Raw genomic sequence first — 21,943 nt, forward strand, 5'->3', positions numbered from 1 at the left:
GGTCTACGGACCCGTTATTCCTGGTAGCGAAGGGCATCGATCATCAGCGCAAAAGCGGGCGGATGCTGCTTACGACTGGGGTAGTAAAGATAATATCCGGGGAAAGACGGACACCAGTCCTGCAGAACCTGAATAAGCTCTCCTGACTTTATATAATCCTGCACCCTGTCTTCAGGTATACAGGCGATGCCAAAACCGGATAAAGCCGCATCAATCCTTTCCGCCTGCAGATTAAAGGTTACCTGCCCTTCTACTCTGACCCGCAACGGTTTCCCTTCCTTCTCAAACTCCCAATGATAAAGTCCACCGGCGGTCGGCAGGCGCATATTGATACAGCGATGATTTTGTAGCTCGTGAGGCGTGTCAGGCACGGGATTAGCGGCAAAATATGACGGCGCGCCCACCACAGCCATGCGCATATCCGGCCCAATCCTCACGGCGATCATGTCTTTATCCACGCTTTCGCCCAGACGGATCCCGGCATCAAAACGCCCTTCAACAATATCGACAAAGCCGTTATCAACCACCAGTTCGAGATTAATTTCCGGATATTCCCTGAGGAAGGGTTTTAACTTAGGCCATACCAGACTTCGCGCGGCATGCTCCCCGGCGGATAAACGGATATTACCGGAGGCGGTGCCATTAAGTTGCACAAGCGATTCCAGCTCCTGCTCAAGATCGGCAATACGGGGTTCAAGGCAGGCAATAATTCTCTCACCGGCTTCTGTAGGGGCAACGCTTCGGGTCGTACGGGTCAGAAGACGGATATTTAGCCTTTCCTCCAGCGCTTTCATCGCATGGCTGAGTGCCGACTGAGAAACACCCAGTTTGCCCGCTGCTTTGGTAAAACTCCGCTCTCTTGCGACGACAAGAAAGATTTGCAGTTCATTGAAGTTTTCTTTGAGCATTGGCGATTTCCTTATGGATGCATTCCCTTCGCAGCGCACTCATGAAGGGTGTTCATAGACGCAATTATTTTAGCCCCATTACTGACAATAATGATAATTGATATTCTGGCCGTATCGAAAATAAATCTGAATTATCAGAAGGTTTATCATGAAAATACTCGTTGCCGGAGCGACAGGAAGTATAGGTCTGCATGTCGTAAATACCGCTATTGATATGGGCCATCACCCCGTGGCTCTGGTCAGAAATCGACGCAAAGTAAAACGGCTTCCTCGTGGCACGGATATTTTCTATGGCGACGTTTCCATGCCCGAAACCCTCAGCGATTTGCCGAAAGATATTGATGCCGTCATCTTCACTCTCGGTTCCGATGGCCAGGGGCGTATTGGGGCCAGAGCGATAGATTACGGCGGTGTACGTAACCTTTTGCGAATGTTCAGGGATACCCCTGTTCGCATCAGCTTAATGACCACGATTGGCGTGACTGAACGACTCAGCACCTGGAATCAACGGACTGAGGTTCATGACTGGAAAAGACGCGCCGAACGTCTGGTCAGGGCGAGTGGCCATCCCTACACCATCGTCTGGCCCGGCTGGTTTGACTACAACAATGATGATGAGCACAAAATCGTTATGCTGCAGGGCGATCGACGCCATGCGGGAACGCCGGAAGATGGCGTGATATCCCGAGAGCAAATCGCCCGGGTTCTGGTCAGCGCCCTGAGTAACGATGCGGCAAAAAATAAAACGTTCGAACTGGTGGCTGAACGAGGGGAAGCACAGCAGGATCTCACCCCTCTGTTTGCCAAGCTGCAGACGGATAATCGCCAAAAAAATGATGGGATTTTAGATATGGACAATATGCCTCTTAGTGAAGAACCTGGGTGCATTATTAACGAGCTGAATCAGTATGCACACAAGCTTAACTAAGCTAAAACCCTGACAATTTTGTCATATAGCGGTCAGCCTGATGACAGCTTAGATCTGTATATTTAAATATCAAGACGGAGGACGTTCCTTCTGCCAGAAGTCCAGTTTTAACCATATCGTTTAAAAGAGGTGTTAAATATGAAAGCACGACTGATTACGACATTGTTCATGGTATTTATTTCAGTGAATGCCGCCTCTGCAGCTCAGGAAATTAGTCATGCAGATGGGAAAGAAAAAATAGGTGTAGTCTCGGCCAGCAATGCCTATACGCTTGATGAGTTATCGAGTGCGCTTTCTCGTAAGGCTGACGAGCAAGGTGCAACATCATTCAAAATCCTGTCCGCGACGGGAAATAACAGGCTACACGGAGTTGCCGAAATCTATAAATGAATCATTAGCATCCTGTAAAGGATGTGTCATAAACCTTTTATTATGAGCATCGATTTATGTTCAGAACAGAAGACATCATCGATGAGATAACCCAATGGATTGATTCAAACTTACACAAACCGCTGAGGATTGAGGATGTTGCTGCCCGGGCAGGATATTCCAAATGGCATCTTCAGCGGATTTTTGTACAGGTAAAAGAAGTGAGTCTGGGGAAATATATCAGAGATAAGAAACTTAGACTGGCGGCAAAAGATCTTATCGAGACTAATGAGCCCGTGATCAGCATCGCCTGTAAATATGGATTTGACTCACAGCAGACCTTTACGCGAATTTTTTCTAAAAATTATAAGCTGCCACCATTAAGGTATCGACACGCTAACAGGACAAAATAATAGCACGACGTGAACCATTCCAATTTTCTTCATATCACGCGAATAGAAATTTATTCCAGCTTCTGCGCCTTCAGCCATTGCACATCAGCAGAAAACAGACCAGAAGCCGATCGCTACCGATCCGCACATAACGCCCCGGGGCTGCCAACGTCGCCAGATAATCCCCCTTTTCAGCAGTCGCCTTCAGGCTGCGGATATTGAAATGCAGAATCTGAGTGGGCTCCCCGGCATGTGAGCCCCCTCCTCCCCGGTCTTGTGCTGCTGATTGCAGAATGCGGTTCTGTCGGTAACTCTGCGAAAATAAAAGAGTGCGCTTCTGTGGCCCGGGAGGTATGGGGGATATCACGCTTTCGCCTTTGCGATATAAGCCCGCAACCCCTCGGCAAGAATATCGAATACCGTTTTACAGGCCTTGCTGTGGCGAAGATCCTCATGCATTACCAGCCAGGTATCGAGATGAAAGGCAAAGAAATCAGGCAGCAATCTCTGTAACTGCACAGGAAAATCGGCCAGTTGAACCTGACATATACCGATGCCAGCACCTGCGCGAATCAGGTTCAACTGCGCCACATCGCTGTCAGTGCGCACGGTAAATAGTTCACGATGCAGCTGAGGATAGTGTTTCAGGGCCTGTAAAATAAATGGCGTTGTTTTATCAAAACCCACCAGCGTATGCGTGAACAACGCCTCCATACTTTCCGGTGCGGCATGCCGTGCCAGATAGGAAGGTGCGGCATGCAGACCAATTTCGATACTGCCCATCCGCCGTGCAATCAGTTGCTCCTGCACCGGCGTGGTCATGCGTACTGCAATATCCGCTTCCCGGTTCAATAAATCCTGAATCCGGTTAGATAAAACCAGTTCAATTGTAACCTGCGGGTAAGCCTCTTTAATTTGCGCAATGAGGGGAGGCAGAACTTCTGTGCCGATAATTTCGCTCGCCGAAACACGCACCACGCCACGCAATCCGGCGGTGCGGGTGCTGAAGCTGGCGGCCGATCGCTCAATCATACTGGCCGTGTTTTCCATTGCTTGCGCATGGCCTTGCAGCGCGACGGCTGCATCCGTGGGCTGCAGGCCCGTCTGAGAGCGTGTAAACAATACCAGACCCAGTGCTGATTCCAGCGCCGCCACGTGGCGTCCCGCGGTGGGCTGGGTAATGGCAAGCATACGGGCGGCCCCCGACAGGGAGCCTTCTTTCATCACCGCCAGGAAGGTTCGATACCATTCCCATGGAATGTTTAGCTTCATACAAAAATGCATACCTGCTCTCTGATGTCATGCAATTACATTTAGCTCGCGCAAGCACTACGCTGTCAAGCAGGCATCCGGCAGAGGTAACACGATGAAAAGCAAAAACAAGGTACTCATACTCGGCGCCACAGGCGGGATCGGTGGAGAAATCGCCCGTCAGCTCGTCCGCGATCAATGGGATGTTCATGCATTGCGCCGCCACGCCCCGCAGAATGAAGAGCACGGAAGTATAACGTGGATAAGCGGTGATGCGCTGAATGCAGAGCAGGTCGCGTCTGCCGCGTCAGCGTGTAGTGTGATTGTCCACGCCGTTAATCCGCCGGGTTATCGAAACTGGGAACAACTGGTTTTGCCAATGTTACATAACACCATCCATGCAGCGGAGCGAAATGGTGCATTAATCGTTCTCCCGGGCACCGTTTACAACTACGGTCCGGACGCCTTTCCTCTCTTGCGGGAAGACGCTCCCCAAAATCCCGTCACCCGAAAAGGGGCTATACGGGTGCAAATGGAGAAGGCGCTGTTAGCCTACGCGCAGCGTGGCGGGAAGGTGCTGATTTTGCGGGCAGGTGACTTCTTTGGCCCTGACGCAGGCAATAACTGGTTTTCACAGGGATGGATCAAACCGGGACAACGCCCGCAGATAATTAAAAACCCGGGCAAAGCCGGGACAGGCCATCAGTGGGCCTGGCTGCCGGACGTTGCCAGGACCCTGGCAGCGCTGTTAGCGCGTCGGGATCAACTCGAACCGTTTGCCTGTTTTCATATGCGTGGACACTGGGATCCCGATGGCACGGCGATGGCCGCAGCCATACAGCATGTCGCGCAACTTACCGGGGTTAAAGCGAAGGTAACCTCGTTTCCCTGGTGGCTCATCTTTGCGATGTCCCCTTTCAATACCACGCTGCATGAAATGCTGGAGATGCGATATTTGTGGCAACAGCCAATACGGCTGGACAATACAAAACTGATCGATTTTCTGGGCCACGAACCGCATACCCCACTTATTGAGGCCGTACACCAGACCTTAATTGGTCTGGGCTGCCTTAATCATACGCCAGAAACGCCTTCGTGAACGGGTCAGCGCAGTATTTTGAGTTCTCTCCTGGCCCGAGACAGGCAGCGCCAGAGAACATACCGTTTTCCTGGATCGAGGCGCGGCCCGGCAGGAGAGACGCACGGCTTAATCCGGATAAATATTGTACGGATTGCGCGAACATGCGCCGCAAATTGCCCATCCAGCTCTCTTTAGGTGGTATGGTGATATTCTGTGGTTAAATGAGGGAAAGCTTATGATTGTAAGGACCTGGCACGGTTGTGTTCCGCTTAAACACGCAGAAGGTTTTGCGAATCATCTTCAGAGGACGGGCGTGGAGCACTCAAGGAGTATCGAGGGGAACAGAGGTACATTTGTGCGCAGGGAAACCCAGGGCGATCGGGAGCACTTCTTTCTGGCAACTTACTGGCAGGATTTACCGTCGGTGAAAGCCTTTGCTGGAGAAAACTATCAAGTCGCGGTTACTTATCCAGATGATGAAGAATTTGAGCTACTTTCCGACCCCTACGTCTTTCAGCATGTTGTAGAAGCCATTTCACCGCTTTAGCTCCATTTCCGGGGCAACCTTATCGGTAACCCGGAATGGTCATCATCTTGCAAAAATTCGACTTCTCAGCGTTCACTTTTGGCACAAGCGACAGGTACTGCCCTGAGGATTATCACTTAACCGTGAGCAGATCGGCATATCGCGTGGTGTATCTCGGCGAAAGCATTTCCCGTTTCATCCGCCACTGCGGCTGAATACCCTGCCCGGCGAAATAAAGCGTTTCGCGCCCCTCTTTCGCATTAAGACGATCCAACACCGCCATCAGCTTCTGGCTGTTGTGTCGCGGCGCATTTTCATCGAACAGGTTAAGCTGCGCCACCCCCTGACTATAAAAGTCACCCAGCATAACCCCCCCTTTCTGATAGCGCAGGCCATCTTTCCAGATGGCATCCAGACAGCGTATCGCCGCACCGATAATATCCCGGCTGTCCTGGGTCGGCGTCAGCAGTTTAAAGGATGCGCTGTTGCTGTAATACGGCTCGTTGCGCGCAAATGGCGAGGTTTTAACAAACGCGGAGATAAAGCGGCAATATTGATGCTCGCTACGCAGTTTCTCCGCAGCCCGAGCGGCATAGCTGCAAATCGCCTGCCGCATCTCCTCATATTCCATGATGTAGTGGCTGAAGGAACGGGAGCAGATAATCTCCTGTTTGATCGGAGCGAACTCTTCCAGTTCAAGACATGGCTCGCCGCGTAATTCACGCACGGTTCTCTCCAGCACAACGTTGAAATGCTTTCTGATAAAGCGAATATCGGTGTCTGCCAGCTGCAGGACGGTCTTGATGCCCAGCCCTTCCAGTTTTTTCGCAATCCGCCGGCCTACGCCCCAGACGTCACCGACACATAATGCCGCCATGAGCCTCCTCTGACGCTCAATATTTGACAGATCGACCACCCCTCCGGTCTGCCGTTGCCATTTTTTTGCCGCATGGTTCGCCAGTTTGGCCAGGGTTTTGGTCTGGGCGATACCCACCCCAACCGTCAGATGCGTGCGTTGCAGAACCGTGGCTCTGATTTCGCGGCCAAACTCTGTCAGATCGCGACAGTGGCGCACGCCGGTAAGGTCACAAAAAATCTCATCAATAGAGTATATTTCGCAGCGGGGAGACATCTCCTCGATCGTGGTCATCACCCGATTGGACATGTCCGCGTAGAGTTCATAGTTGCTACTAAAGCAAACCACCCGGTGACGCCTGAAAAGATCCTTCAGTTTGAAGTACGGTTCGCCGGTTTTCACCAGCGATTGCGCTTCGGCAGAACGCGCAATAACGCATCCGTCGTTATTGGATAACACCACCACGGGCCGCCCCTTCAGGTCCGGGCGAAAAACGGTTTCACAAGAGGCATAAAACGAATTCACATCGCACAGCGCAAACATGATCAGCCCACCGACTTCACGATGTAGGTCACTACCCCGAAAATGTCCAGCCGATCTTCGCGGCCAATCACGATCGGGGAATAGGCGCTGTTTTCAGGCTTAAGCATCGCCACGGGATGCAGCTGCAGGCGCTTAACGGTAAATTCGCCATCGACCGCGGCAATAACGATATGGCCATGCTCAGCCTTACGGGAGCTATCCACCACCAGCAAATCCCCTTCGCCAATTCCGGCGTCGATCATTGAATCGCCGGTGGATTTCACAAAATAGGTCGCGCTAGGGTGCTGAATCATCAGTTCATTCAGGTCAATGCGCCGCTCGACATAATCCTGTGCCGGGCTCGGAAAGCCGCATGGCACAAGATCGCTGAACAAAGGCAACGCCACTATCTGGCGTAGGTCGGCAGGTGTGAAAAACGGCATGATAACCACCATTGATAATACTGTATATATATACAGTATTATCAATCGATGAGAGAAATCAAGGGCTGCTGGCGTGATAACGGAGTACTGGCCGCGTATCCCTCTGATTTAATAACGACTCTTTCTGCTTAAGGGAAAGCTCTGGTTTACAGGGCAACCGTGAGAAAAACCGGACGATAAAGCAAAGCGACGGTCACCGGCCAGCGCGCGAAGATATATCACTCGTCAGATGGCCTCTGCCTGCCCACCACAAACAAGAGCACCGGCAGACGAAGTGACCAGAAAATTGGCAAAGAGTAAGTCGCATCTCTGGAAATTTCCGCCGATTGGGAGGAGGATAGTCTTTGTGCAACCGACCGTTATGGGCCATCGCTATCCCCATCATACCGGCGATGTACCCGAGATACTGAACTGGAGATTCTTATGTATTACACGTTAGGAGATACCACCCTCCACTTTTATCGCTATGAGTGCCGCTTCTACGTCGCCCATTGGGACGGCGGCAATGTCATGAGCGATAAGTTCAAGCAGTTCATTGAGTTGATTACCGAAAAAACCGGTATTGATTCTAAGCGCGTCGAAGCCGTTGCGCGGGACTACTTCAATAACGTGGATTGACGCCGGTCGGAATCCGCATACGTCATACGTCTTTATTTCTCATTCGGGCACAGCCCCCCGGTGAGCGTTTACCAATCAACAGCCCGCCATTACCCGCTCGCGGAGGGCTGTCGCGCGCGATCCACGCGCGTATTGTGCTAAACAGTCCACTTCAGCAGGTCTCCCACGAGGCCTGCAGCCGCATTTTTGACTAAAGCTTCCGCCACGCCGCACGATTGCCATTTCCAGTGAGTTATTAATCAGATATCACCTGCTAGCGGCCTCTTTTTCTGCTTATCTGCCTCACAGACCAACCACGGTGTATCCGATGTTTTTGAGCGAAAAATCCATTATCAATGACCATATAATGCTACGCCATCGGGGCGCAATTGGCATAAAATCTCGCACCAACAGAGCAAACAGAATTAAAAAAACTTTTTTCACATTCCATTAAAATATTTAGTTAGGATTTTTCTTAATCCTGGAGTAGATTCGCTTTCATAAAAGCAAGAATATCCATGAACTTCTCGGGGACTAAACCACATGGCAAACTTATTCTTTTTAGTATTAGCTATAGTACTGCTTCTGGTTGCTGTTTTTTCTCTCGTTTCCTATATCAAAGACAGAAAAAAGCAGCAGTTTACGTTCAAAAAAAGGCGTTAATAACAAAGCCACAACAGGAGAGGCACGCATCTGTGAACTTTCTAAAGTGAATTTAACTTAATGATCGAGAGTCTGACATGGCTAGTTTAACGCGATATCGCGTCAAAGATTGACGTCGCTTTAAACGCACAGGTCATGAGTTTTAGCAAAATTACGCATAAGCAAATCCAATTAATAATATTGCATTAATAAGATTTTAATTTCTCTTGGGTTAATCAAGATAGTTATTTAGCGACCTTATCAACACTGACGGTATGATTGGTGCTGACAGGCCGTGCCGCGAAATTAAAATGCTGTTTGTCCTCACGGTGGTCTGCTGCTGGCCACCTGAGTTCACCCGCCGGTGTCATCCCTCCGCCCCCTTCCCGAGACATTAGCAAGACAGAGCCGGCCAAATCCAGTCAGGTCGGTCTGACTTTACCGCAGAGTGGTCAACGCCGTGTCGCCGTTCTTATATGATGTCATTAACGTGCCCATTTCTATCTCCTTTCGTCATGAGAAAGAGCATGGTACTTGCGACACCATTCGCGATGTCATAAGAGAATCCCGGTGTATTCCAGGCACAGGCGCAATCAATTCTCCCCTGTCGCATCGACCAGAGTGAGTTCAGGCATATTTATCACCCATGCTATTTCACACTCCGACACAATTGTTACCCACAGCAATGCCCTTGCACATTATCTTTACCGGTATTGACTAAGCCTGACCGTCGATTCATAAAACAAATCATAAAATCAAGATAACGCTCACTCCCCATTTTTTTATCAACCCCAGAAATATTGTTTTCCTCAACACTGCTCTCTGACTAGCGGCAGACATTTTGTTTAAAATAAACCAAAACAAACTATTACAACGTATTAATTCATTGTTTAATAGGATTTTTCTTATCAAAGCAAGCCTGTATCTCATTTTTGCCACACCTCTTGCAAAGATAATCTTAGTGAAATATCTTAGCTGCAATGCATTAACAAAAGAAAAGTTATAAAAAACACAACATTATCATATCCTGCCCTGACTATTGACTGTGAATACTAATGACTAAAATTTTACTTAATATAAAAAACATTTATTTCAGACTTGCTATGATAAAATTAATTGAAGATATCATGGCCGAGAATGAAAACATCACTTATGACTTCACCTACAATATAAAAAATATCAGCGCCGCCGATATCATCATTACAGAAATGGTCGCGGGAGAGTTTTCCTTATGTCATGACACGCTAAATAACAGAGGCGATGCCGCGAGAATTTTCATCATTCATCCACAAAAGGGACCCATTATAAAAAATCCGCTCCCCAACTGTATTAAAGGTTCTGTTTTTATTTACGAAAAAGATTTGCTTATCAATATCAAAAAGATCATTGCAAAAGCACTGGATGTTAACAGCATAAAAACCACAGATGAATCAGCATCATGTAGCCTCAGAAGGTGTCTTGACTGCCAGTGTAAATCGGTCACCGCGATACAACTAAAAATTCTCTATGCCACCAGTATCGGATTAAATACTTCCGATATTGCCAAAAAATTAAGCATGAACTATAAAACAGTATTTTCACACAAAAGAAATGTAATGAATAAATTTAACCTCGCCAACAAGCAGGAACTGCAAAAATTTGCCAATCTGTTTGCCAGAAAAAGAAGTGAGTCATAATATGGCCTGCGTCCGTGCTAATAAACGATGAATCAGAGACGCATCTGGCTTTTACATCATATTAATAAATATATCGGTTACACTCTAAAAAAGTCATAGTCTTCCGCTCCTGTCCCCTGCGCGACGCTAACATAGCGGTAATGAGCCCCCTATACGTTGATATTTATACTGTTGCTGCGACAAGATCAGCATGGGCCTGCGCAAAAGGGAGATGTCTCCCCCCTCTGACACAACGTCAGCACGTGCCGTCAGTCCATCAATATTGCCAAAAAACAGGGCGCGGATAACCGCGCCCTGTTAAACGGTGCTGAGGTAACAATTACGGGTGCTTTTCGATATACATCGTACGGCTATAGGCAACATCTTCCGGGTTATTAATCGGATACCCTTTCAGCCACGGCTTAATCAACCGCCCGTTGGTATACTGGTAAATCGGGGCGATAGGCGCTTTACTCATGATGATTTTTTCCGCCGCATTGTAATCATCATTGCGCGCTTTCTCCGAGGTTTCCAGCGCCGCCTGGCTCAGAATCTTGTCATAAGCCGGGTCGTTAAAACGGGAGATATTCCCGCTGTGGGTCGAGGTCAGCAGCGACAGGAAAGTGGAAGGCTCATTATAATCCCCTACCCATGAAGCGCGAATCACATCAAAATTGCCGGTATTGCGGCTATCGATATAAGTTTTCCACTCTTGATTCTGCAGCTTCACATCCACGCCGAGATTCTTCTTCCACATCGAAGCAACCGCAATCGCGATTTTCTGGTGGTTTTCCGAAGTGTTATACAGCAGCGTCAGCTGCAGCGGACGACCGGGACCGTAGCCTGCCGCCTGCAATAACGCTTTGGCCTGAGCATTCAGCTCGGCCTGGCTCATGCTTTCCATCTGCGACGGCTGCGGTGTAAACCCGGCGGTCACGTCCGGCGTAAAGTGCCAGGCCGGTTTTTCGCCGGTTCCCAGTACCTTCTCCGCCATCAGACGACGGTCGATAGTCATGCTCAGCGCCAGACGCACGCGCTCATCGGCGGTAGGACCTTTCTGGGTATTAAAGGCGTAGTAATAGGTTCCCAGCTGCGGCGGCGTATACACCTGACCCGGAATATCCTTCAGCAATTTCTGATACAGATTCTTCGGGAAAGACTCGGTGATATCAATATCGCCGGCCAGATAGCGTTTCGTTGCCGAGGATTCCTGATTGATCGGGACAAACGTCACCTGCTGAATGACCGTTTTCGCATTATCCCAATAGTGACTGTTTGGGACGACCACCAGTTTTTCGTTAACCACGCGATCTTTTAAAACGTAAGCACCGTTGCCGATAAGATTGCCCGGACGCGTCCAGTTGGCACCGCTCTCCACGTTGGCTTTCTGTACCGGATAAAACGCGAAGCTGGCCGTCAGGTTACTGAACCACGGCAGCGGTTTATCCAGCTGCACGCGCAGGGTACGCGCATCAACGGCGGTGACGCCCAGCGTCTGCGGCGCAGCTTTACCGTCGATAATATTTTGCGCGTTGCTGATCCCCGCCAGCGCGGCGAACCAGGCGAAAGGCGAGGTGGTTTTCGGGTCGACCAGACGCTGCCAGCTATAAACAAAATCCTCTGCCGTCACCGGTGAGCCATCGGACCAGCGCGCGTTATCGCGCAGCGTAAACGTCCAGACGCGGTTATCATTACTCTGCCAGCGGGTCGCCACGCCTGGGATAATATTGCCTTTCGCATCCTGGTTGACTAAACCTTCAAAAAGATCGCGAATCACCTGAATTTCCGGCAGACCAACGGCTTTGGCGGGATCTAAGGATGCGGGTTCATCTTTAATATGCCGTACCAGCATCTGCTTTTCGGCTAATACGGTTCCCTGGGGGACATCCGCCGCCCAGGCAAGAGAAGAAACGCTGGCTAACCACAGCGCGCCGCATGTCAATGTGACAGGATACTTCATGAGATCCCCTTTAAAATAAAAGAACCAGAGCTGGCAGAGCGATAATTATTTGTTTCATCACCTGAAATTGCAAACGGCTTGTGATAGAAAATTGACCTGTCTACTGATTTAGCCGCCTCAGGAAACTATTTGATTCCGGGAGGCTTTTACACAACACTGCAGAAAATAACCTGCTAACAGGATGCCCTATGCCCGTTTCCCGTCCTCGCCCCCTACGCGGCGCCTTTCCGCCCGGTACGCAGCGCTATGGTCAGTCACATCTTGGCGCGCCGCTGCTCTGGTTCCCCGCCCCGCTGGCGGACAGCCGCAGCGGCCTGATTCTTGCCGGTACCCACGGCGATGAAAACTCATCGATCGTGACGCTCTCCTGCGCGCTGCGTACCCTGAAGCCGGAATTACGCCGCCATCACGTCGTGCTGGCGGTGAATCCCGATGGCTGTCAACTGGGGCTACGGGCCAACGCCCGCGGCGTCGATCTGAACCGCAACTTCCCCGCAGCAAACTGGAAAGAAGGGGAAACGGTGTATCGCTGGAATAGCGCGGCAGAACAGCGCGACGTGGTACTGCTGACCGGCGAAAAGCCCGGTTCAGAACCGGAAACGCAGGCACTGTGCCAGCTGATCCATCAGATCCACCCGGCGTGGGTTGTCTCCTTCCACGATCCGCTGGCCTGCATTGAAGATCCCGGCCACAGCGAGCTGGGACAGTGGCTGGCCGAGGCTTTTGCCCTGCCGCTGGTCGGCAGCGTCGGTTACGAAACCCCCGGCTCTTTTGGCAGCTGGTGCGCCGATATCGGCCTGCCCTGCATCACCGCCGAGTTTCCGCCCGTCTCGGCCGACGAAGCGACGGAAAAGCATCTGTCGGCGATGATGGATCTGCTGCGCTGGCACGCTCAGAGATGAAGCACTCCGGTGCTGAAATGCAGCGCCGGCTCAACATCCATCGCCAGCCAGGTCGGGCCATCCAGATCGGCGAAACGCGCCAGCGGCGCCAGCGGGAGCGCCGCGGAAATGGCCCGCGACGTGCAAAGCATGCAGCCCAGCATACGTTCAAACCCCAGCTCCCCGGCCTCCTGCGCCAGAAACAGCGCTTCGGTCAAGCCGCCGGTTTTATCCAGCTTAATATTCACCATCTCATAGCGCCCGCGCAGCTGCGGCAGGCTATCACGGGTGTGGCAGCTCTCGTCGGCACAGACAGGCAGCGGGTGAATAAAGTTTTCCAGCGCGTCATCGGCGTCCGCCGGAAGCGGCTGTTCGAGCATGGCCACGCCGATATCCGCCAGCAGCTGACAGCGCGCCGCCAGGCCATCGCCGGACCAGGATTCATTGGCATCCACTATCAGCGTCGCCTCTGGCACCACGTTGCGAATGGCAATCAGCCGTTCGCTGATCAGATGATTATCCAGTTTCACCTTCAGTAGCCTGGCCCCCTTCTCCCACAGCGCGGCGGCGCTGGCCGCCATCTGTTCAGGGGTACCGATCACCACCGTCTGCGCCGTCACCACCCGATTGGGGAGCCCGATCCCCAGCAGTTGCGGAATCGTCTTCCCGACGCGACGGGCCTGCAGATCCCACAGTGCGCAATCTACGGCGTTGCGCGCTGCCCCTGCCGGCAGCAGATGCTGGAGCTGTTCGCGGGTTATGCCGCTTTCCAGCTGCTCGCCAATGGTGAGGATCTGCGCCATGACTGACGCAATGCTCTCCCCATAGCGCGGGTACGGCGTGCACTCTCCAACGCCTTTTACGCCGTCCTCTTCAATTTCCACCACCACCACCTTCGCCTCGCTGCGACTGCCGCGGGCAATCACAAAAGGCGTATGTAACGGCCAGGCTTCTTCGTACACTCGCAGGTTTCGCATTCCCAGGTTCCTCCAGGGGAAACATTAAATAGGATTTGCCGTGCCGATAACGGATGTCATACACTATCCGTGACGTTAACTATATGTAAACAGGAAGATAAACATGTCACAAACCGTGCATTTCCAGGGCAACCCCGTTTCTGTTCAGGGCACCATTCCGCAGGCTGGCGCTACCGCGCAGCCGTTTACGCTGGTCGCCAAAGATCTCTCTGACGTCGCGCTGAGCCAGTTCGCCGGCAAACGTAAAGTACTGAATATTTTCCCGAGCATCGATACCGGCGTTTGCGCGGCATCGGTTCGTAAATTTAACCAACTGGCCTCCGAGCTGGATAACACCGTTGTACTGTGCATCTCTGCCGACCTGCCGTTCGCTCAGTCTCGCTTCTGCGGCGCGGAAGGTCTGAACAATGTCGTCACGCTGTCCACGCTGCGCGCACCGCAGTTCCTGGCCGATTACGGTGTCGCCATTGCAGCCGGCCCGCTGGCCGGTCTGGCCGCGCGTGCGGTGGTCGTTGTTGATGAAAATGACCAGGTTGTTTACAGCCAGCTGGTGAACGAAATCACCGAAGAGCCGGACTACGATGCGGCCCTGGCTTCGCTGAAAGGCTAAGACCATAAGCTATCCCGGAAAATGGCGTCACCGCCAGCCTTCCGGCTACGTTAAGCCTCCGCTATGCGGAGGCTTATTTATTTCTGCGGCGCATAACGTGAAATAAAACGCGCCATCATCGGGCCGGTCAGCAAAATGGTAAACAGACGCAGCGTCTGCATCGCCATGATAAACGACATATCCGCCCGCGTACCTGCGGCAATGATCGCCACCGTATCCAGCCCGCCGGGGCTTGTCGCCAGATAAGCGGTCATAAAATCGAGCGGCAGCACCTGGGTCACGCCCAGCGCCAACAGCGCACAAACCACAATCAGGCCGATAATGGAGGCGATAATCTGCGGCAGCGTCTTCAGGGCCAGCAGGAAGATCTCTTTATTAAACTTTAGCCCAACGCTCCAGCCAATGGCAGCATACGCCAGCGCCAGCAGCCATTCAGGCAGTTCCAGCATCCACCAGCCCTCCCCCTGCACCACCGCGCCCGCCAGCATCGGGAATAACATCGCGCCGGACGGGAAACGCATCCTCAGCCCCAGCCATCCCGCAACCATCGTCAGCAGCAGCGTCCACGGCAGCTGCCACGTCAATGGCGGAAACCAGACGATCTGCTGGGTCAGCGCCTGCGCATCGCCGCCCAGGGCAAAACGTACCACCAGCGCCGCCGCACCCGCGACAAACAGTACCCGCAGATACTGCATCAGAGCCACCAGCCGCACGTCGGCGCCGTACTCCTGCGCCATCACCACCATGGCCGACGCTCCGCCAGGCGAACTGCCCCACGCGCCGGTCGCGCCCGGTAGCGCGCTATAACGCACCAGCAGCCATCCCGTCAGCGCGCTGACGGCAAGCGTGGAGAAGAGGATAAGCAGCACCAGCGGCCAGTGCCCGATCAGGACACTAAAAATAGAGGGGGTCAGCGTGCGGGCGATCATGCAGCCGATAATGGCCTGAGCGGCAATAAAAAACGGGCGCGGAACGCGAATGTTCGCCCCGCGCAGACTCAACGTTATCCCGGCGATCATCGGCCCCAGCAGCAATGCCGCAGGCAGGTGCAGACCAAACAGGACCCCAGAGAGTCCGGCAGAGAGTCCCAGCAGTTTCATCCACTGAAGCAGATGACCCGGTGAAGTTGACATCCGTATTCCTGGAAAAAGATGAAGAAAACTGAGTATATACAGAAGCCGGCGACAGGCAGAAGCCTCTATGGCACCCGGTTGTCACCGGCCACCTGAGCCGCCGGTGATTGCGCCTACTCTTCGCCTTTCTTCTGGCTCAGACCGTATTCACGCAGCTTGTTGGCGATCGCGGTATGCGATACGCCGAGGCGCTTCGCCAGCTTACGCGTGCTCGGGAAGCTGCGATAAAGCTGGGTAAGTACCGAGCGTTCAAAGCGACGCGTTATATCATCCAGCGACCCTTCCATCGCCTCTTCGCCAACCGGTAGTGAAGCCACATCGTGATCCGGCAACAAAATATCCTGCGGGCGCATCTCATAGCCTTCGAGCTGGGTCAGCGCGCGATAAACCGCATTCTTCAGCTGGCGAACGTTGCCGGGCCAGCTATAGCGGGTCAACACCGTGCTGAGGTCGGCGGAAAGCTTCGGTCGCGGGATCCCCTGCTCGTCGGCAAACCGTGAAACAAACAGCTCCGTCAGCGGAATGATATCCTGCGGACAGTCGCGCAGCGGCGGCAGGTAGAGGGTGAGCACGTTGAGGCGGTAGTAGAGATCCTCGCGGAATAATCCCTTCTGCACCAGCTCCAGCAGATTTTTCTGCGTCGCGCAGATGACCCGCACGTCGACGTGAACTTCATGATCCTCCCCGACGCGCCGGAAGGTGCCGTCATTGAGAAAACGCAGTAGCTTGGTCTGCATCCGCGGCGACATTTCGCCGATTTCATCCAGCAGGACCGAACCGCCGTTCGCCTGCTCAAAGAAGCCTTTTTTACCCTGAATGGCGTCGCCAAACAGCTCGCTTTCCACCGCATCTTCCGGGATGGAGCCACAGTTCAGCGCCAGATAGGGTTTGTTCGCCCGCGGACTGGCCAGATGGCAGGCGTGGGCGAATAAATCTTTGCCGGTTCCGGTATCGCCGACGATCAGCAGCGGCGCGCTGAGCATCGCCAGCTTACGGGCCTGCTCGACGACATGGCGCATTTTCGGGCCGACGGCGAGGATTTGACTGAAGGCACTGGTGTCCTGCGTCGTCATGGTTTGCAGCTGACGCCCCATACGGACGGTGGAACGCAACATCGCCACCGCGCCGGTCAGGACCCGTTCGCCGTGTTCGCCTTCAAGGTAGACCGGGGTGATTTCCAGCACAAAATTCTGGCCGTTAACCACCACATGCTCGCTATGCGACTCCTGCGGGCTGCTCTCCAGCCAGCGCTGGACGTTAAAATCGGTAATTAACTGAGCGACCGGATGATTGCGCAGCCGCTCCTGGCTCTGCGCAAACAGCTGGCAGCTGGCGGGGTTCGCCAGTTCAACCTTGCCTTTGGTGTCCAGCGACAGCACCGGTTCCGGCATCGCCACCAGCAGCGCGCTAAGCGCCAGGTGTTCACGTTCCGACGGCATCCACGGCACGGTACGCACGTCGGTCACGCCGGCGATCCGACGGATTTCCGCCATCAGGCTGCTGAAGCTGGCGAACTCCAGCTCGGCAAAATTAAGATAAATTCGGCCAATGGGATCAATGTCGATGCCGCGCAGATCGATACCGCGGAGCACCAGCAAATCAAGCAATTCACGAGTCAGACCAAGACGGTCTTCACAAAAGACTTCAAGACGCATGGGAGTATTCACCCTAAAAAGGCCAATGACGGATGAATAATAGGACAGTTATTTGCTGGCGTGAAGATAGCTGTCAACAATTATTGACAGCATGGCGGAAAAACGGCCGTTATGGCGTAAAGATATCCGTTCAAAGCCCCGGCAGTCGGGGGAGCGACGTTAAAACCGCCGGTCGCCCGGCGGTTATCAGAAGGCGATCAGGGCTGCGGGCCGCTTTTACTTTTTTGCAGCGTCTCTTTCAGCTGACCAATCAGTTCACGACGGAAATCGCCCAGCCGCGGTTTGTCGTCAGCGATCCACGGTAGCGGGCGGCACAGCTCCATTGCCTTAATCCCCAGACGCGCCGTGAGCAGTCCGGCGCCAATCCCCTGCGCCGCACGTGCCGAAAGTCTGGCCGCCAGGTCCTGCGACATCCAGTCCATGCCCACTTCCCGCACCAGTTCGCTGGCGCCGGCAAAGGCAATATTCAGCAGCACCAGGCGGAACAGACGCAGGCGGCTGTAATAACCCAGCTCAATGCCATACAGCGTGGCGATGCGGTTGATCAGGCGTAAATTACGCCAGGCGATAAAGGCCATATCCACCAGCGCCAGCGGGCTGACGGCAATCATCAGCGTGGACTCCGCCGCCGAACGACTGATTTCCCGCCGCGCCTGGGCATCCAGCACCGGCTGCACCAGCTGCGCATACAGGCTGACCACTTCCCGGTCGTTTTGCGTTTCATGAATCGCCGCATACCAGCGCTGCAGCGCGGGATGCGCCTGATCCAGCCCGGCCTGCTGCGCCAGTTTCTCGCAAAACGCGCGCCCTTTTCCGACCGCGTGACTGTGCATCAAATCCCGCGCCTCATCGCGCTCGTGGGCCCGCTGGCGCAGACGCCACAGCCGCCGCCATTCGGTGGCGACCGACCCGACACCGGCGCCGACAATCAGCGCTCCCGCCGCACAGCCGCCCAGCGCAATCCAGTCCTGGGTTTGCCAGGCGGTCATTGTCCACTGTACGCCCTGCGCCACGACGCTGACGCCAAAAATAGCCAGACCGGCGCTGACCATGCGTCGCCATAAACTCCGTTTCGGCCGCAGAACCGATTCGACTACCGCTTCTGCCGCCCCCTCGTCTTCCTCCAGCGCGTCGACTCGCGCCGGGGCAAATTTCGCCGCCTCTGCGCCGTCAAAGGCGCGGGCCGATTTCAGCGCTTCCATTTTCTCCGCTTCCAGCGGACCGTCGAAATCGATACGCGGTTTTAAGGGTTCGCTCATCGCAATTTATCTCCGATCAAAAATTCAAGCGCGGCATCCAGGCGAATATGCGGCAGCGGCTTATCGACGTCCATCACCTGCGGACGGAAATTCTCAAACTGAAACCCCTGCTGTTGCCAGAACGCCTGACCCGGCAGGCGCGCCGGAACCTCTCCGGGGTAGACGGTCAGCGGCTGACCGTCGCTCAGGCGATTTCCGCGCAGCGCGGGAATCTTCTCGCCGTTAACCTCAATCAACCCGCTCTGCGTCGCCTGGATCGATGCCAGCCCCAGACAATCCATACTGATGCCTTCGAACGCGGCGTTCTGCCAGGCGTCCTGAATCAGCTGCTGCAGCAGAGAAACCATATTGCCGTGCTGATCGACGGTGACGTGATCGGCTTTGGTGGCGGCAAACAGCAGCTTGTCGATCACCGGGGAAAACAGACGGCGGAACAGGGTTCGCTGGCCGTAATGGAAGCTCTGCATCAGCTGAGTCAGCGCCAGGCGCATATCGTTGAAAGCCTGCGGGCCGCTGTTCAGCGGCTGCAGGCAGTCCACCAGCACGATCTGGCGGTCAAAGCGCAGGAAGTGGTCTTTGTAAAAGCCCTTCACCACTTTTTCGCAGTAATATTTAAAGCGTTCACGCAGCATTCCGGCGTTGCTGTGTTTATCCGCCTGGGCCAGCTTCGCTTCGCCGATGGCGTCGACATCCGGCCAGGGGAAAAACTGCAGGGCCGGCGCCCCGGCCATATCTCCCGGCAGCACAAAGCGCCCCGGCTGAATAAAGTGCAGTCCTTCTCGTTTGCAGGCATGCAGATACTCCGTCCACGCGGCGGCAATCTCCGCCAGACGGTTTTCATCCGCCGGCGCCAGCGGATCCAGCCCGTCGCAGAGCTGACGCCAGCGAGCGGACCACGCCTCACGCTGCCCTTGCAGCAGGCCGGTCATCTGCCGCGACCAGCTGAGGTAATCCTGCGCCAGCATCGGTAAATCAAGCAGCCACTCGCCCGGATAATCGACGATCTCCAGGTACAGCGTGGAGGTCTCTTTAAAATGGCGGAGCAGCGATTCGCTGGAGCGGTAGCGCAGCGCCAGGCGAATTTCGCTTACCCCGCGGGTCGGCGTCGGCCAGACCGGCGGCGAACCGTACAGCTGCGCCAGCCCTTCGTCATAGGTAAAACGCGGAATGCCGAAATCACGCTGCGGAACCCGTTTGACGCCAAGCAGGCGCTCTTCTCTCACCGCGCTAAGCAGCGGCAGGCGTGCCCCGGAGTGAATATTCAGCAGTTGATTGACCAGCGCGGTGATAAAGGCGGTTTTACCGCTGCGGCTCAGGCCGGTGACCGCCAGACGCAAATGGCGGTCAACGCCACGGTTCACCAGCGCATTGAATTCAGTTTTGAATCGCTTCATTGCCATCCTGTTATGCTCTGAAGGAAAGTGCTTTGATTATAAGCTATTAGGTGAGGATAAGTAGAAAGATTCCCGCCAGCGCTGCGGGAGATTGACGGCTGATGGCATTCACCTCAGTCGCTGCGCGCCAGGCGCGCGCAGGAGTGCCTGCGCGACCTCACCCGTCCACCCCGTGGACGTCGCAACGATACGCCTGGCGCATCGCCTCGATAAATCATTTCATCCCGCGGGCAAAACGGTTGGCCAGACGGCTGAGCAACGGTTCCAGCGCCACCGCCAGCAACATTTTTAACGGCCGACGCGCCACCGATTTCACCGCCCAGCCGGCAACCCCCGCCGGGCCATAACGTAACGCGGTCAGCAGAACCAGCTTACCCGCGATTTTCAGGCCGGGTTTCACTTTTTGCCCTGCCTGCTGCCATTTTATATTCATGCGTGACCTCAGATTTCAGTTAGAGCTGGCGAAAACGGCTGCGTAACGTAAAGGTATCCGACGTGACATAGCGTTCCATTTCGCGCAGGCGGCGTTCGCTGGCCGCCAGTTCTTGATCCGCCGCGGCCAGCAGCTCACCGCTGGTCGGCATTTTCTCGCCGTACAATTCACTTTCCGGCATCGGGTCAAGAGCGAACGTCAGGATGATGTACGCCACCACCACAAAGAAAAACAGGCCAAAGATCATCGCCAGTACGGTAATCAGTCGTACCAGCTTGACCGGCACATCCAGATACTGCGCGATACCGGCGCAGACGCCTTTTACCATGCCGTGCTGCGGCACGCGCCACAGTTTTTTATTCAGATCCAGTCCGCCCATTATTTGTCTCTCCAGTTCGGATGTTCGGCATCAAGAATGTCCTCCAGCGTCTGAATACGTTCGCGCATGCGCTTTGCATCGTCGGTCAGCTGCAGCAAACGCTGCTGTTCATTCTGCGATAAGCTGCCGCTCGCGGTGCGGTTGTTGTAGTGCAGCCAAAGCCAGACCGGTAAAACGAACAGCACAAACAGCGTCAGAGGTATGGCAATAAAAAGCGTACTCATGTGTACTCCTTACGGTGAGTGAACGGCGGCGCATAGCAGCGCCGCAACGCATTATCCTTCAGAACGTCGGGGCATCGGCTCACGACCGGCTTTAGCTGCGCCCGCCCTATCCGGCCCACCAGTTCTGAAGGCGCTGGCCTCTGCCATTAGTTGTTTTGGTTCATTTTGCTTTTCAACGCCGCCAGCTGGGCGCTGATTTCATCATCCGCTTTCAGGTCGGCAAACTGCTGATCCAGCGTTTTCTGTTTACCAAAACCATGGCTTTCCGCTTCGGCTTCCATATGATCGATGCGGCGTTCAAAGGATTCAAAACGCGCCATCGCTTCATCAATTTTACCGCTATCCAGCTGACGACGTACATCGCGGGAAGAGCTGGCCGCCTGATGACGCAGTGTCAGCGCCTGCTGGCGAGCGCGGGTTTCGCTCAGTTTATTCTCCAGCTCGCCAATCTCTTTTTTCATCCGCGTCAGCGTTTCGTCAACCATCTGCGCTTCATTTTCCAGACTGCCGATAAGGTCGGTCAGCTTTTGTTTTTCGATAAGCGCGGCACGCGCCAGATCTTCTTTATCTTTACGCAGCGCCAGTTCAGCTTTTTCCTGCCACTCGGCCTGCTGGGCAAGCGCTTGTTCAATTCGGCGGCTCAGCTGTTTCTTTTCCGCCAGCGCACGCGCCGAAGTTGAACGGACTTCGACCAGCGTATCCTCCATCTCCTGGATCATCAGACGCACCAGCTTCTGCGGATCTTCCGCTTTCTCCAGCAGGGAGTTGATGTTGGCGTTCACGATGTCGGCAAAACGAGAAAAAATACCCATAACGTTGATCCTCATAGTTCTGATTTCAGGCCGTGGCCTGCGATGATACTTACGCT

Annotated in this window: 24 protein-coding genes; 10 read left to right on the forward strand and 14 right to left on the reverse strand. The window is 54.0% G+C overall.

The window, feature by feature from the left end:
• Positions 1 to 14 precede the first annotated feature (14 nt).
• Entirely contained in the window at positions 15 to 908 is an 894-nt protein-coding gene (locus GRPL_RS06960; protein WP_032688049.1) for a LysR family transcriptional regulator, read from the reverse strand.
• Between the two features lie 148 nt (positions 909 to 1,056).
• On the opposite strand from GRPL_RS06960, the gene GRPL_RS06955 reads away from it, so the two are divergent.
• The 3 genes from GRPL_RS06955 (at position 1,057) to GRPL_RS06945 (ending at position 2,618) form a co-directional block, all read left to right on the forward strand.
• Positions 1,057 to 1,836 carry an SDR family oxidoreductase gene (locus GRPL_RS06955; protein ID WP_032700150.1) on the forward strand — a complete coding sequence of 260 codons (780 nt, stop codon included), beginning with the start codon at positions 1,057 to 1,059 and terminating at the stop codon, positions 1,834 to 1,836.
• A gap of 138 nt (positions 1,837 to 1,974) precedes the next feature.
• The gene (locus GRPL_RS06950; RefSeq protein WP_032688052.1) at positions 1,975 to 2,226 is read left to right on the forward strand and encodes a YdgH/BhsA/McbA family protein; all 252 of its coding nucleotides are present in this window, start codon (positions 1,975 to 1,977) and stop codon (positions 2,224 to 2,226) included.
• 56 nt (positions 2,227 to 2,282) lie between these two features.
• The gene (locus GRPL_RS06945; RefSeq protein ID WP_032688054.1) at positions 2,283 to 2,618 is read left to right on the forward strand and encodes a helix-turn-helix domain-containing protein; all 336 of its coding nucleotides are present in this window, start codon (positions 2,283 to 2,285) and stop codon (positions 2,616 to 2,618) included.
• 342 nt (positions 2,619 to 2,960) lie between these two features.
• On the opposite strand, the gene GRPL_RS06940 is transcribed toward GRPL_RS06945, so the two are convergent.
• Positions 2,961 to 3,869 carry a LysR family transcriptional regulator gene (locus tag GRPL_RS06940; RefSeq protein WP_032688056.1) on the reverse strand — a complete coding sequence of 303 codons (909 nt, stop codon included), beginning with the start codon at positions 3,867 to 3,869 and terminating at the stop codon, positions 2,961 to 2,963.
• A 94-nt stretch (positions 3,870 to 3,963) separates the two neighbouring features.
• Between GRPL_RS06940 and GRPL_RS06935 the strand changes: the two genes are divergently transcribed.
• Both GRPL_RS06935 and GRPL_RS0125860 read left to right on the forward strand, forming a co-directional pair.
• Positions 3,964 to 4,947 carry an NAD-dependent epimerase/dehydratase family protein gene (locus GRPL_RS06935; RefSeq protein ID WP_032700152.1) on the forward strand — a complete coding sequence of 328 codons (984 nt, stop codon included), beginning with the start codon at positions 3,964 to 3,966 and terminating at the stop codon, positions 4,945 to 4,947.
• Between the two features lie 217 nt (positions 4,948 to 5,164).
• The gene (locus tag GRPL_RS0125860; protein WP_032700153.1) at positions 5,165 to 5,476 is read left to right on the forward strand and encodes a hypothetical protein; all 312 of its coding nucleotides are present in this window, start codon (positions 5,165 to 5,167) and stop codon (positions 5,474 to 5,476) included.
• 112 nt (positions 5,477 to 5,588) lie between these two features.
• Here the strand turns inward: GRPL_RS0125860 and GRPL_RS06930 are convergent, their stop codons facing one another.
• Together GRPL_RS06930 and GRPL_RS06925 are read right to left on the reverse strand one after the other, a co-directional pair.
• Positions 5,589 to 6,854, reverse strand: a complete 1,266-nt coding sequence (locus GRPL_RS06930) for a Y-family DNA polymerase (RefSeq protein WP_032688059.1) — start codon at positions 6,852 to 6,854, stop codon at positions 5,589 to 5,591.
• A 2-nt stretch (positions 6,855 to 6,856) separates the two neighbouring features.
• A complete protein-coding gene (locus GRPL_RS06925; RefSeq protein ID WP_032700174.1) occupies positions 6,857 to 7,276 on the reverse strand; it encodes a translesion error-prone DNA polymerase V autoproteolytic subunit in 420 nt (139 codons plus the stop codon).
• 423 nt (positions 7,277 to 7,699) lie between these two features.
• Here GRPL_RS06925 and GRPL_RS06920 point away from each other — a divergent pair, with 423 nt between their 5' ends.
• From GRPL_RS06920 to GRPL_RS06915, 3 genes are all read left to right on the forward strand, one after another.
• The gene (locus GRPL_RS06920; RefSeq protein ID WP_032700154.1) at positions 7,700 to 7,894 is read left to right on the forward strand and encodes a hypothetical protein; all 195 of its coding nucleotides are present in this window, start codon (positions 7,700 to 7,702) and stop codon (positions 7,892 to 7,894) included.
• Positions 7,895 to 8,416: 522 nt separating this feature from the next.
• Positions 8,417 to 8,536 (forward strand): small membrane protein, encoded by a 120-nt coding sequence (locus GRPL_RS27855; protein ID WP_137056547.1) that lies wholly within the window; start codon positions 8,417 to 8,419, stop codon positions 8,534 to 8,536.
• 1,106 nt (positions 8,537 to 9,642) lie between these two features.
• Positions 9,643 to 10,191, forward strand: a complete 549-nt coding sequence (locus GRPL_RS06915; protein ID WP_128320393.1) for a helix-turn-helix transcriptional regulator — start codon at positions 9,643 to 9,645, stop codon at positions 10,189 to 10,191.
• A 319-nt stretch (positions 10,192 to 10,510) separates the two neighbouring features.
• On the opposite strand, the gene GRPL_RS06910 is transcribed toward GRPL_RS06915, so the two are convergent.
• The gene (locus GRPL_RS06910; protein WP_032695894.1) at positions 10,511 to 12,130 is read right to left on the reverse strand and encodes a peptide ABC transporter substrate-binding protein; all 1,620 of its coding nucleotides are present in this window, start codon (positions 12,128 to 12,130) and stop codon (positions 10,511 to 10,513) included.
• A 188-nt stretch (positions 12,131 to 12,318) separates the two neighbouring features.
• Between GRPL_RS06910 and mpaA the strand changes: the two genes are divergently transcribed.
• Positions 12,319 to 13,032, forward strand: a complete 714-nt coding sequence (gene mpaA, locus GRPL_RS06905; RefSeq protein ID WP_032688064.1) for a murein tripeptide amidase MpaA — start codon at positions 12,319 to 12,321, stop codon at positions 13,030 to 13,032.
• Here the strand turns inward: mpaA and ycjG are convergent.
• The gene (gene ycjG, locus GRPL_RS06900; RefSeq protein WP_032700156.1) at positions 13,023 to 13,988 is read right to left on the reverse strand and encodes an L-Ala-D/L-Glu epimerase; all 966 of its coding nucleotides are present in this window, start codon (positions 13,986 to 13,988) and stop codon (positions 13,023 to 13,025) included. The two genes, mpaA and ycjG, sit on opposite strands and share 10 nt — an antisense overlap.
• A gap of 103 nt (positions 13,989 to 14,091) precedes the next feature.
• Between ycjG and tpx the strand changes: the two genes are divergently transcribed.
• Positions 14,092 to 14,598, forward strand: coding sequence for a thiol peroxidase (gene tpx, locus GRPL_RS06895; RefSeq protein WP_032688069.1), 507 nt, complete (start codon positions 14,092 to 14,094; stop codon positions 14,596 to 14,598).
• A gap of 77 nt (positions 14,599 to 14,675) precedes the next feature.
• On the opposite strand, the gene GRPL_RS06890 is transcribed toward tpx, so the two are convergent.
• The 8 genes from GRPL_RS06890 to pspA form a co-directional block, all read right to left on the reverse strand.
• The gene (locus GRPL_RS06890) at positions 14,676 to 15,731 is read right to left on the reverse strand and encodes an AbrB family transcriptional regulator (protein WP_032688070.1); all 1,056 of its coding nucleotides are present in this window, start codon (positions 15,729 to 15,731) and stop codon (positions 14,676 to 14,678) included.
• Positions 15,732 to 15,844: 113 nt separating this feature from the next.
• Entirely contained in the window at positions 15,845 to 17,386 is a 1,542-nt protein-coding gene (gene tyrR / locus GRPL_RS06885; RefSeq protein ID WP_032688071.1) for a transcriptional regulator TyrR, read from the reverse strand.
• A gap of 197 nt (positions 17,387 to 17,583) precedes the next feature.
• Positions 17,584 to 18,645, reverse strand: coding sequence for a YcjF family protein (locus GRPL_RS06880; RefSeq protein WP_032688072.1), 1,062 nt, complete (start codon positions 18,643 to 18,645; stop codon positions 17,584 to 17,586).
• Complete coding sequence (locus tag GRPL_RS06875; protein WP_015584552.1) at positions 18,642 to 20,039, reverse strand: YcjX family GTP-binding protein; 1,398 nt, start codon at positions 20,037 to 20,039, stop codon at positions 18,642 to 18,644. The genes GRPL_RS06880 and GRPL_RS06875 overlap by 4 nt, the downstream gene beginning before the upstream one ends.
• Before the next feature lie 214 nt (positions 20,040 to 20,253).
• Positions 20,254 to 20,472, reverse strand: a complete 219-nt coding sequence (gene pspD, locus GRPL_RS06870) for a phage shock protein PspD (protein ID WP_004861166.1) — start codon at positions 20,470 to 20,472, stop codon at positions 20,254 to 20,256.
• A 19-nt stretch (positions 20,473 to 20,491) separates the two neighbouring features.
• Positions 20,492 to 20,851, reverse strand: coding sequence for an envelope stress response membrane protein PspC (pspC, locus tag GRPL_RS06865; protein WP_004861164.1), 360 nt, complete (start codon positions 20,849 to 20,851; stop codon positions 20,492 to 20,494).
• Entirely contained in the window at positions 20,851 to 21,075 is a 225-nt protein-coding gene (gene pspB, locus GRPL_RS06860; protein WP_004861160.1) for an envelope stress response membrane protein PspB, read from the reverse strand. Before pspB ends, pspC begins: the two co-directional genes overlap by 1 nt.
• A gap of 146 nt (positions 21,076 to 21,221) precedes the next feature.
• Positions 21,222 to 21,887, reverse strand: coding sequence for a phage shock protein PspA (gene pspA / locus GRPL_RS06855; RefSeq protein WP_004861156.1), 666 nt, complete (start codon positions 21,885 to 21,887; stop codon positions 21,222 to 21,224).
• Positions 21,888 to 21,943: the final 56 nt, after the last annotated feature.

It is taken from the genome of Klebsiella planticola ATCC 33531 (assembly GCF_000735435.1).
GTDB classification, from domain to species: domain Bacteria; phylum Pseudomonadota; class Gammaproteobacteria; order Enterobacterales; family Enterobacteriaceae; genus Klebsiella; species Klebsiella planticola.

Coding starts and splice junctions, on each gene's coding strand:
- GRPL_RS06950 (WP_032688052.1), top strand. CDS start 1,975: ATGAAAGCACGACTGATTACGACATTGTTCATGGTATTTATTTCAGTG.
- GRPL_RS06875 (WP_015584552.1), bottom strand. CDS start 20,039: ATGAAGCGATTCAAAACTGAATTCAATGCGCTGGTGAACCGTGGCGTT.
- pspB (WP_004861160.1), bottom strand. CDS start 21,075: ATGAGTACGCTTTTTATTGCCATACCTCTGACGCTGTTTGTGCTGTTC.
- pspC (WP_004861164.1), bottom strand. CDS start 20,851: ATGGGCGGACTGGATCTGAATAAAAAACTGTGGCGCGTGCCGCAGCAC.
- ycjG (WP_032700156.1), bottom strand. CDS start 13,988: ATGCGAAACCTGCGAGTGTACGAAGAAGCCTGGCCGTTACATACGCCT.
- GRPL_RS06925 (WP_032700174.1), bottom strand. CDS start 7,276: ATGCCGTTTTTCACACCTGCCGACCTACGCCAGATAGTGGCGTTGCCT.
- mpaA (WP_032688064.1), top strand. CDS start 12,319: ATGCCCGTTTCCCGTCCTCGCCCCCTACGCGGCGCCTTTCCGCCCGGT.
- GRPL_RS06890 (WP_032688070.1), bottom strand. CDS start 15,731: ATGTCAACTTCACCGGGTCATCTGCTTCAGTGGATGAAACTGCTGGGA.
- GRPL_RS06930 (WP_032688059.1), bottom strand. CDS start 6,854: ATGTTTGCGCTGTGCGATGTGAATTCGTTTTATGCCTCTTGTGAAACC.
- GRPL_RS06910 (WP_032695894.1), bottom strand. CDS start 12,130: ATGAAGTATCCTGTCACATTGACATGCGGCGCGCTGTGGTTAGCCAGC.
- GRPL_RS06880 (WP_032688072.1), bottom strand. CDS start 18,645: ATGAGCGAACCCTTAAAACCGCGTATCGATTTCGACGGTCCGCTGGAA.
- tyrR (WP_032688071.1), bottom strand. CDS start 17,386: ATGCGTCTTGAAGTCTTTTGTGAAGACCGTCTTGGTCTGACTCGTGAA.
- GRPL_RS0125860 (WP_032700153.1), top strand. CDS start 5,165: ATGATTGTAAGGACCTGGCACGGTTGTGTTCCGCTTAAACACGCAGAA.
- GRPL_RS06955 (WP_032700150.1), top strand. CDS start 1,057: ATGAAAATACTCGTTGCCGGAGCGACAGGAAGTATAGGTCTGCATGTC.
- tpx (WP_032688069.1), top strand. CDS start 14,092: ATGTCACAAACCGTGCATTTCCAGGGCAACCCCGTTTCTGTTCAGGGC.
- GRPL_RS06945 (WP_032688054.1), top strand. CDS start 2,283: ATGTTCAGAACAGAAGACATCATCGATGAGATAACCCAATGGATTGAT.
- GRPL_RS06920 (WP_032700154.1), top strand. CDS start 7,700: ATGTATTACACGTTAGGAGATACCACCCTCCACTTTTATCGCTATGAG.
- GRPL_RS06915 (WP_128320393.1), top strand. CDS start 9,643: ATGGCCGAGAATGAAAACATCACTTATGACTTCACCTACAATATAAAA.
- GRPL_RS06935 (WP_032700152.1), top strand. CDS start 3,964: ATGAAAAGCAAAAACAAGGTACTCATACTCGGCGCCACAGGCGGGATC.
- GRPL_RS27855 (WP_137056547.1), top strand. CDS start 8,417: ATGGCAAACTTATTCTTTTTAGTATTAGCTATAGTACTGCTTCTGGTT.
- GRPL_RS06960 (WP_032688049.1), bottom strand. CDS start 908: ATGCTCAAAGAAAACTTCAATGAACTGCAAATCTTTCTTGTCGTCGCA.
- GRPL_RS06940 (WP_032688056.1), bottom strand. CDS start 3,869: ATGAAGCTAAACATTCCATGGGAATGGTATCGAACCTTCCTGGCGGTG.
- pspD (WP_004861166.1), bottom strand. CDS start 20,472: ATGAATATAAAATGGCAGCAGGCAGGGCAAAAAGTGAAACCCGGCCTG.
- pspA (WP_004861156.1), bottom strand. CDS start 21,887: ATGGGTATTTTTTCTCGTTTTGCCGACATCGTGAACGCCAACATCAAC.